The sequence below is a fragment of the Bartonella massiliensis genome, assembly GCF_902150025.1.
Classification (GTDB): domain Bacteria; phylum Pseudomonadota; class Alphaproteobacteria; order Rhizobiales; family Rhizobiaceae; genus Bartonella; species Bartonella massiliensis.
The window spans coordinates 56,327-66,488 of sequence record NZ_CABFVS010000041.1 but is presented as its reverse complement, the minus strand read 5'-3'; the positions used below and the strand labels follow the sequence as shown (position 1 = coordinate 66,488).

The following is a 10,162-nucleotide window of genomic DNA, read 5'->3' as shown; positions in this document are numbered from 1 at the left end:
CTATTCCAAACCCACTTTTTGACATTCGGCGTCATCGCAATAACATCATATTTCTGATAAATAAACGCATAAGGTCCTTTTTGCATCAGCTCACGTTGTAAGTCTGCGTAAAGCTGCGCCCGCTTTTGCGGATCTTTTTGAAACAATGCCTCTTCAACTTTTTGATTCATCTCTGCATCAAAATACCCACTCTTCCAACTAGGATAGGCTGTATTTCGAGCCTCAAACCGATTATCCGGATTATAAACAAGACGTGAAGCCATGGTATGGGGATCCGCAGAATCATTATTCCATCCGATAAAAGCCGTATCAAAAGCCCGTGCATTTACCTTTGAAAACAACTGTGTCCCTGCCACACGTTCAATTTTAAGATGTACCCCAGCCTGCGCAGCACTATCTTGGAGTGATTGAGCAAGCAACAAAGTATAAGGCGTATTGGAGACGAGAAAATTGGCTTCAAATCCATTCGGATACCCCGCCTCTGCTAAAAGTTTTTTGGCTTTTTGAACATCAAATTTAAAGGGTTGCCCTTCTTTTTCATCCAAAGCGCCAAAATTGCCAAGAGGAATAAAACTTGACCGTGGAATACCAATTCCTTTGAGAAGTTTCTTGCCAAGACCTTCATAGTCGATAAGATAGTTCATTGCCAAGCGTACTTTTTCTTTTGCAAAAATGGGATTTGTCATATTAAATGCCCAATACATCATGGTTGGGACCAACACTTTTTCAACTTTAACATCTGTTGTTTTTTTCAAGTCTGCAAGATCTTCAGGAGTTAAATTACGCGCAACATCAATATCGTGTTTTTCCAACAACAAACGTTGTGTTCCAGGCTCTGCAACATGACGAATAAGAATCTGCTTCAGCTTCGGTGCCTCTCCCCAATAATGGGAACTGGCACGCAACAAAAGAGCTTCTCCAGGACGCCAACTTTTTAACTGATAAGGACCAACACAAGCAGCATGACTCTTCAAATAATGATTGCCCAGATCACCATTTTTTTCATGCTTCATAATCGTCTTACGATCAAGCAAAGCAGTTGCACGACTTGCCACAATATTATTAAGAATGAGCTCTGCTGGATAAGGTTTCTCAAACTTCATGACCACCGTTTTCTTATCCGGAGCTTGCAGTGCCTCATCAACATTTTTTTCTACAATTCCATATTCATTAAAAATAGCTGCATTGGCCATTTTTAATTTAACAATCCGTTTCATACCCCAAACAAGATCATTGGCGTTGGCTGATCTGCCATCATTAAACTTCAAACCATCACGCAAATGAAAAGTAATTACCGTGCTGTGATCATCCCCAGAAACATCCCAATGCGTTGCTAATGCCGGAACAACTTTTGCTGGATCATCTGTCGCCGTACTGACCAAATTATCACAGACATTGTAAATAATTTCACTTGCATAAACATCGTTAAGTTGTGCGGGATCAAAGGTACTGATCGCATCGAGATTCCAAGCCATGACAAGCGTATTTGCCGGTGTCTTTGCTGAAACCTGCTGGGTAATCATTCCTAGTGCCATAAGAGCAGAAACAAGAGAGCTGCTCCCTTTTAATATTTTTCTTTTCAAGTTCATAAATTTTCCCCTTATTTTTTATCAATATTTTTATCAATTAAAGACATTGAAATGACAAACAAATTTATAATCATAAAGAGCAAACTTATAATTATAAAAATTGAACAAAGACGTTCTCATCACCTATACAGAGTCATCTTATTTTTAAATTTCATCCACTTTATAAATCCCCATCTCACTTTATAAATCCCCACCGCATTTTATAAGTTCATTGACTTAAGTCTCAATCAAACCATAGCGAATATGCAATATATGTTTTGCCAACCAATATGACCTTTTTTCATAATAGCTCTTTGCACACAACAATACACTTTATATCAATCCCACGCTTTATCATTCCCCCATCAATCATCAAATGATAAACCTTGCAGCCCCCCAAAAACAGTAAGCTTTTAAAAGAAATCATTGCGCAAAGTTTTATGAACGTACTATTTTTATTCCTTTAAGTTGTATTTAAAAATAAAATACGTAAACTTTAAAAACCATCATCCCCCTTTAAAATTCATTTTCAAGATGCCGCACATCTTTACGCCATAATAAAAATTATATTAAAATGGTAGAAAACATAAAGAGAATATCTTGTCTAAAACTCTCCCCCTCACAAAAATCTGCTTAAAATTTTGGAAATTAAGTCTCAAAAGTTTTACCTACCAGCAAAGCTAAATACACGAACAAAAAGAAATGAATAATGAGAAAAGCCACCTCTTCCAACCTTCATTTTCTGAGAAATAAAGCTTATAATAAAAGAATACAAACTAAAATAGCCTCCCTCATTGATAAAAACAAAATTCATTAGATGATTTTCCCCAAAAACATAACGAATATAAATCCTTCTAAACTTTAGTGTACCTTATTGCTTTTGCATAACAAAAATAGAATAGCAAGCAACATGCCTTAATAAAACACCCGCCTGCAACAGCAAAACACAGAGATTCAATGAAGCAATGTAGTGGATACAAGTCTGCTTGAGCTTAAGTATCCTCCCCAAAACTGCTACTTACACGCAGCAAAACTCCTCTCTAATGGGGGAAACTTATCAGATAATAAAACCTAACACAAGCAACTTAAGTTATTTAACCTCAGTTTTTCATTATTGCGTTTTATTTTAGAGTGCCTAGGCAAGTCTTGGACAATCGATCACCACAAAAATAATTCACCCCTCATAAAACCGAAGAAAAATATAACAATGCAACAACAACACCCCAGTTAAAAACGACTTTGCATTCATCAATAAACATGAATAAATATTGATTACTTCGTTATAATGACAGCTAATAACGACTATGTCATAACGCAAATACAAATATCTCTTCTAAGTCATTTCAAATGCCAAACGCTTGCGCAACATGGAAAGATGCAAAATGTAGAATGGTATGGACTCGTTCTTTCACGAGTATAAGAGAATGGCGCGAAATAACTTCATCGTTATATCATTCATAAGCCCCATTGATAAATAAGGACAGTAAGATTTTTTTTAAGAAAGCACGTGAACTGGCAACTGAGTAGTGTCCTATTTGACCAATAAAATATCGCTATTATCTAACGCCAGATACATAAAAACTAAGCTATCACTCTTTTTTGCATCTGTTTTTTTATTCCCAAAGTTATACCTTATTTTATCATTTTGACTTCCAGTAGCCATAAAAGTCATCACTCTTGTATCGTTTGTAAGCTTTCAGATATCTTACGTAGTAGCGTTATCTGTACATTGATATAATTCAATTATTATTCTCTTGATCATTGCCTTTGATAGAAGTTTTGCCAATTTATCGACAAAAGCACCCTTCAAGATGATCATTGACAATCCCTATAGACTGCATAAAAGCATAACAAATCGTGGGACCAACAAATGTCCAACCGCGTTTTTTTAAATCTTTAGAAAGACGAAGAGAAGCAGGGGTTGTAGAATGAGCCAACAGTGTTTGAAAATCTATCTTTTCATAGCGCTCCGATTGTGGTGGTTGAAAAGACCAAAAATAGTCAGACAAACTCCCCCACTCTGTTATAATTTCCTGTGCTCTCAGTGCATTATTAAGTACTGATTTAATTTTTCCTTGATGACGAACTATATTTTTGTTCTGCATTAACATTTGCACTTTTAGCGCATCATAATGAGCAATCTTTTCAAAATCAAAATCATCAAATGCAATGCGAAAAGAAGGGCGTTTTTTTAAAATCGTAAACCAAGAAAGCCCCGCTTGGAAACCTTCAAGACAAATTTTTTCAAACAAAGGGATATCCTCAAAAATAGGTTTTCCCCATTCGTTATCATGATAAGCACAATAAAGTGGATCCGTTCCAGCCCATGCGCAACGAACTTTTCCATCCACTCCCTTAAGAAGACCCTCAGCAAGCATTAAATTCACCGTATTAAAAGAGAGTTCCTTGGTCATCGCTTGATGATTTTATTTTTTTGTGTTTTAAATGTTTCGCAGAAACAGGCTCTTTTGTTGCAACACTGATATCTCCATCAAAAAAGCGTAAATTTATTTGTCCACTTTCAGGAAAATGCGCTAACCGTTTAATGGGCTTATGATCTTGCCCTAAAGCCAAAACAAAACCACGCTCTAAAATATTTTGATAAGAAGTACTTTTTAAAAGCCTGCATGCCAACTCTAACGCCGCGCGTTGTTTTTCCACACTGCGCACAAAAGCACGTTGAAGACGCACTGTATATTCCTTTGTATGACGTTGTGCTTTTTCACTATTTAACAAACGTAGCGAAAGACGGAGCTGAAGGGCATGAAAAGAAAAACGTTTTTTATCGTAGCTCACACAAAGAGCACGCTGTAATCGACTTGAAACTTCATCAAAACCACGCCGCGGTAGAGCAAAAAGTTGGTCGACAGTGGGAAGACCTCGTCTGGCTGCACGCAATTTTTGTTGATGAAAATCAAAAGAACGTGCCAGTCCTTTACGCAAACGTGCCCCAAGGGATGCAACACTGACTTCAAGATCAAGCTTGACGGGAACAGCCTTTTCTGCCGCTCCTGTAGGGGTTGGAGCACGCCAATCAGCGACATAATCAATCAAAGTCCAGTCTGTTTCATGCCCAACAGCAGAAATAACCGGAAGATCAGAAGCATAAACAGCACGAACAACAGCTTCATCATTAAAGCCCCACAAATCTTCTAAACTGCCTCCTCCCCGTGCAACAATAAGCAGATCAGGTTTTGGAATGTTTCCTCCTGTGTCAAGAGCATTAAAACCTTCAATAGCAGCAGCCACTTCACTCCCGCTTGTTTCCCCCTGAACACGGACAGGCCAAACCAAAATATGCAACGGAAAACGGTCAGATATACGATGAATAATATCCCGAATAACAGCACCCGTTGGGGATGTTACAACACCTATAATTCGAGGCATATAAGGCAAAGGCTTTTTCTTTGCCTCATCAAACAAGCCTTCTTTTGCAAACTTTTTTTTACGATTTTCAAGAAGAGTCATCAAAGCACCAACCCCTGTTGGTTCAAGCGCCTCAATGACAATTTGATATTTCGATGACCCTGGATACGTTGTTAGTTTTCCAACAGCAACCACTTCCATCCCTTCTTCAGGAGGAAATTTGAGCTTTTCCATGACCCCACGCCAAATAACAGCCTCCAACCGTGCCTTGTCATCTTTTAAGGCAAAGTAAGCATGTCCCGAAGCATGAGCCCCTCGATAACCAGAAATCTCACCACGCACCCGTACATACCCAAACTTCTCTTCAACAACGCGCTTTAAAGCCCCAGCTATTTCTGAAACAGTAAATTCTGCGACATTTGTTGCAACTGTTTTTTCACCAAACAAACTCACCATTTTTGAACTCTTTACATCCGTTTCTGTGAAGCCTTTTGAAACTCTGCATCGTTAACCTTTTGATGTATAGTTTTATCTAAATACCCATAACACCAAATCGGATACCTCTTAGCTTAAAAACAATTATGAGAATTATCAATAATCCCTAAAACCATTGTAGAGAAATTTATAGAGCATTATTTTCTCTTATAAAATGTAAAAGGTATCAACAACAGTTGAAACATTCAATCTTAACATCTATACAAACACAGCTTTCATGAGAATAGAAATTCTTTCTAAAGAGAATATCTTGAAATTCTCTACAAAACATAGCAATTGATCAGCGATAAAATTCAACGTATTGCAAAAATCTTTAATGCTTTGCAATACGTCAAATATATCGTGATCATACTTTTTTATACTTTATAAATTTGATCCCCTTTTATTTTTCAATTTTACTATAAAAAACACGTGGCGCACTATTCCAAACCCACTTTTTGACATCCGGCGTCATCGCGATCACATTATATTTCTGATAGACAAACGCATAAGGGCCTTTTTGCATCAGCTCACGTTGTAAATCAGCATAAAGCTGCGCCCGCTTTTGCGGATCTTTTTGAAACAATGCCTCTTCAACTTTTTGATTCATCTCTGCATCAAAATACCCACTCTTCCAACTAGGATAGGCTGTATTTCGAGCCTCAAATCGATTATCCGGATTATAAACAAGGCGTGAAGCCATGGTATGAGGATCTGTAGACCCGCTACTCCATCCGATAAAAGTCGTATCAAAAGCCCGAGCAGCCACCTTTGAAAACAACTGTGTCCTTGCCACACGTTCAATTTTAAGACGCACCCCTGCCTGTGCAGCACTATCTTGGAGCGATTGAGCAAGAGCTAAAGTATAAGGCGTATTAGAGACAAGAAAATTGGCTTCAAATCCATTCGGATACCCCGCCTCTGCTAAAAGTTTTTTGGCTTTTTGAATATCAAATTTAAAGGGTTGCCCTTCTTTTTCATCTAAAGCGCCAAAATTGCCAAGCGGAATAAAACTTGACCGTGGAATACCAATCCCTTTGAGAAGTTTCTTGCCAAGACCTTCATAGTCGATAAGATAGTGCATCGCCAAGCGTACTTTTTCCTTCGCAAAAATGGGATTGGTCATATTAAATCCCCAATACATCATGGTTGGGACCAACACCTTTTCAATTTTAACATCTGTTGTTTTTTTCAAATCTGCAAGATCTTCAGGGGCCAAATTACGCGCAATATCAATATCGTGCTTTTGCAACAACAAACGTTGTGTTCCAGGCTCTGCAACATGACGAATAAGAATCTGCTTCAATTTTGCTGGCTCTCCCCAATAATGGGAACTAGCACGCAACAAAAGAGCTTCTCCAGGACGCCAACTTTTTAACTGATAAGGACCAACACAAGCAGCATGACTCTTCAAATACTGATTGCCCAAATCACCATTTTTTTCATGCTTCATAATTGTCTTACGATCAAGCAAAGCAGTTACGTGATTTGCGATAACATTATTAAGAATGAGCTCTGCTGGATAAGGCTTATCAAATTTTACCACCACCGTTTTCTCGTCCGGGGCTTGCAGTGCCTCATCAACATTTTTTTCTACAATTCCATATTCATTAAAAGTTGCTGCACTAGCCATCTTTAATTTGACAACCCGCTTCATTCCCCACACAAGATCACTGGCGTTGGCTGGTCTACCATCATTAAACTTCAAACCATCACGCAAATGAAAAGTAATCACCGTACTGTGATCATCCCCTGAAACATCCCAATGCGTTGCTAATGCCGGAACGACTTTTGCTGGATCATCTGCCGCTGTAGTGACCAAACTATCACAAACATTTTCAATAATTTCATTTGCATAAATATCATTGCTTTGCGCGGGATCAAGCGTACTGATTGCATCGAGATTCCAAGCCATGACAAGCGTATTTGCCGGTGTCTTTGCTGAAACCTGCTGGGTAATCATTCCTAGTGCCATAAGAACAGAAACAAGAGAACCACTCCCTTTGAATATTTTTTTATTCAAACTCATCAACTTTTCCTCTTAATGTTTATTGTATAAATTCCCCACACAACAAAATCACGTAAAACAATGAGATTAGACGAGCCGTAGACTCTAAGAGACAAACACGATTAGCACTTTTACCTCCCCCCTTACTCATTATCCCTTTTGTCCTTGTGCACCTATAAAATCCCCCCAACCTACAAAAGAAAACGCTCCAATAGACAAACATTCCAATAGACAATGGATGATAATAGGCAATGGATAATGACCCATAAGAGGGCCTATTGATGATATCATTCCCCCACCACCATTAAAGGCGATAAAACCAAGATTTCTTCTTTCTTGTTGAGCAAACTTGTCTCTTCTTTCTTCTAGCGTTTTTTCTCTTTTAACGTCTTTTAAATGTCATCAAAGCACGCTTCTTGTTGGCTTAAGCGCTTAATAACAAATAGTCTTCATAATCATTTGATGTTTCGATAAAACAGAAAATTTCGTCAACTCGCCAAGTTGCACAACTTTTATCCCTTCTTCAAGAAGGGTTTCAAATTTTTTCATTACTTGCCGCAAAATAGCTTCCTCCCCACAAAATAATGGCCTCCAATATGCACCGTAGCAGCTTTCAAAGCAAAAGAAAATATGGGCACCATAAAAACCTGATACTCCTCACATCCCCCCATAACAAAACTTGTCTTCAACAGTGTAAAGTCTTTGTTCCTTTTGCAAGGTTAAACTCCATAACAGTCGTTGCACTAATTTTTTCAGCAAATAAATTGATCCCTTTTCAATTCACAAAGAATTGAAATATTCAATCTTAACGCCCATAAAATACCCCTATAATAAGAATGCCTCTTTAATAAGAATGAAAAATCTCTTTTAAGAAGGATCAATCTTGAAAAGACATGAAACAATATATCCCCCTTTTATTGACGCCCTTCGACGTATTGCAAAGCTTAAAAACACGATGCAAAACGTCGAAGATATCATCATCATATTCATTGTTGTATATAACAACAGTTGAAAACATGCTTATTTTTTAATGTCATTATAAAAAATACGTGGAGCACTATTCCACACCCATTTTTTGACATCAGGTGTCATCGCTATAGTCTGATATGTCTGATAAACAAAAGCATAAGGGCCTTTTTGCATGAATTCACGCTGTAAATCAGCATACATTTTCGACCGTTTTTTAGGATCTTTTTCAAACAATGCACGCTGAACCTTTTGATTCATACTTTTATCAAAATACCCAAGGCACCAACTAAGATAACCAGTATTTTTAGCTTCAAACCGATTATCAGGGTTGAAAATAAGACGTGAAGCCATGGTATGAGGATCGGCAGAGTCATTATTCCATCCAATAAAAATTGTATCAAAACTCCGTGCATAAAGTTTTGAAAACAACTGTGTTCCTACAAAATGTTCAATCTTAAAGCGTACGCCTATTTTTTTTGCATTATCTTGAATAGACTGAGCAATAGGCAAAGCAAAAGGATAAGGAGAGGCCCCTGCATAAATATTGGCCTCAAAACCATCCGGATAGCCTGCCTCTGTTAAAAGTTGTTTAGCTTTTTGAAGATCAAGTCTAAAGGGTTGTCCTTCTTTTTCATCCAAAGCTCCAAGATTACCAATGGGAATAAAGCTTGCCCGTGGAATACCAACATCTTTGAGAAGTGTTTTTCCAAGAGTGTCATAATCAATAAGATAACGCATAGCCAAACGTACTTTTTCATTGGCAAAAATGGGGTTTGTAGCATTAAAGCCCCATATAATAACAGATGGTTCTAAGACTTTCTCAACTTTAATATCTGTTGTTGCTTTCAGATCTTTGACATCTTCTGGTATCAAATTACGCGCAACATCAATATCGTGTTTTTCCAACAACAAACGTTGTGTTCCAGGCTCAGCAACATGGCGAATGAGAATCTGCTTTAATTGCGGTGCTTTTCCCCAATAATGAGAACTTGCACGCAATAAAACAGCCTCGCCAGAACGCCAACTCTCTAACTGATAAGGACCAACACAAGCCGTATGACTAGCCAAATAACGATTTCCCAGGTCACCATCTTTTTCGTGTTTCATAATTGTCTCACGATCAAGCAAAGCAGCAAGACGAAGAGTAACCATATGACTAAGGATAAGCTGTGCTGGATAAAGCTTATCAAATTTCATCACCACTGTCTTATCATCGGGGGCTTGAAGAGTAGAATCAACATTTTGTTCAGTAATTCCATACTCGTTAAACATTGCCGCTGCCGACAATTTTAATTTAACAATCCGCTGCATACTCCAAACAAGATCATGAGCACCAGCAGGTCGACCATCATTAAATTTCAAACCATCACGCAAATGAAACGTAAGTATCGTCCCTTGGCCATCATCTGAAACATCCCAACTTTTTGCCAAAGAAGGAACGACTTTAGCAGCATCATCTTTCGCAGAATCGACCAGATTATCACAAATATTACCAATAATTTCATTGGCATAACGATCATTGATTTGCGCAGGATCAAACGTATCTATTGCATCAAGATTCCAAGCCATCACAAGTGTATCGGCCGGTGTTTTTGCGGAAACTTGTTGTACAAACATCCCCAGTGTCATAAGAGCAGAAACAAAAAAGCGGCTCCTTTTCAATATATTTTTCTTAAAGTTCATAGACTTTTCCTTTTAACGTTGATCATGTAAATTCCTCACGCAACACGAACTTGCTTAATAATAAAATTAAACAAACCATAAGCTCCTAAAAACA

Annotated in this window: 6 protein-coding genes; all 6 read right to left on the bottom strand. The window is 37.9% G+C overall.

The features are described from left to right. Positions 1 to 1,589, bottom strand: a 1,589-nt coding sequence (locus tag FNZ60_RS08730) for an ABC transporter substrate-binding protein (RefSeq protein WP_142417193.1), incomplete at its 3' end; no start/stop codon positions are given. A gap of 1,510 nt (positions 1,590 to 3,099) precedes the next feature. Next, entirely contained in the window at positions 3,100 to 3,231 is a 132-nt protein-coding gene (locus FNZ60_RS10495) for a hypothetical protein (protein WP_281280259.1), read from the bottom strand. Between the two features lie 124 nt (positions 3,232 to 3,355). Beyond that, on the bottom strand, positions 3,356 to 3,982 hold the full coding sequence (locus FNZ60_RS08725; RefSeq protein ID WP_142417192.1) for a DNA-3-methyladenine glycosylase I: 627 nt from the start codon (positions 3,980 to 3,982) through the stop codon (positions 3,356 to 3,358). Further along, the gene (gene xseA / locus FNZ60_RS08720) at positions 3,960 to 5,387 is read right to left on the bottom strand and encodes an exodeoxyribonuclease VII large subunit (RefSeq protein ID WP_185913564.1); all 1,428 of its coding nucleotides are present in this window, start codon (positions 5,385 to 5,387) and stop codon (positions 3,960 to 3,962) included. Before xseA ends, FNZ60_RS08725 begins: the two co-directional genes overlap by 23 nt. A gap of 424 nt (positions 5,388 to 5,811) precedes the next feature. Further along, positions 5,812 to 7,437, bottom strand: coding sequence for an ABC transporter substrate-binding protein (locus tag FNZ60_RS08715; RefSeq protein WP_142417190.1), 1,626 nt, complete (start codon positions 7,435 to 7,437; stop codon positions 5,812 to 5,814). Between the two features lie 999 nt (positions 7,438 to 8,436). Next, complete coding sequence (locus FNZ60_RS08710; protein ID WP_142417189.1) at positions 8,437 to 10,068, bottom strand: ABC transporter substrate-binding protein; 1,632 nt, start codon at positions 10,066 to 10,068, stop codon at positions 8,437 to 8,439. Between the last annotated feature and the right edge of the window lie 94 nt (positions 10,069 to 10,162).

Excerpts from the sequence above, each read along its gene's own strand:
- FNZ60_RS10495 (WP_281280259.1), bottom strand. The coding sequence starts at position 3,231 with ATGGCTACTGGAAGTCAAAATGATAAAATAAGGTATAACTTTGGGAAT.
- FNZ60_RS08710 (WP_142417189.1), bottom strand. The coding sequence starts at position 10,068 with ATGAACTTTAAGAAAAATATATTGAAAAGGAGCCGCTTTTTTGTTTCT.
- FNZ60_RS08725 (WP_142417192.1), bottom strand. The coding sequence starts at position 3,982 with ATGACCAAGGAACTCTCTTTTAATACGGTGAATTTAATGCTTGCTGAG.
- FNZ60_RS08715 (WP_142417190.1), bottom strand. The coding sequence starts at position 7,437 with ATGAGTTTGAATAAAAAAATATTCAAAGGGAGTGGTTCTCTTGTTTCT.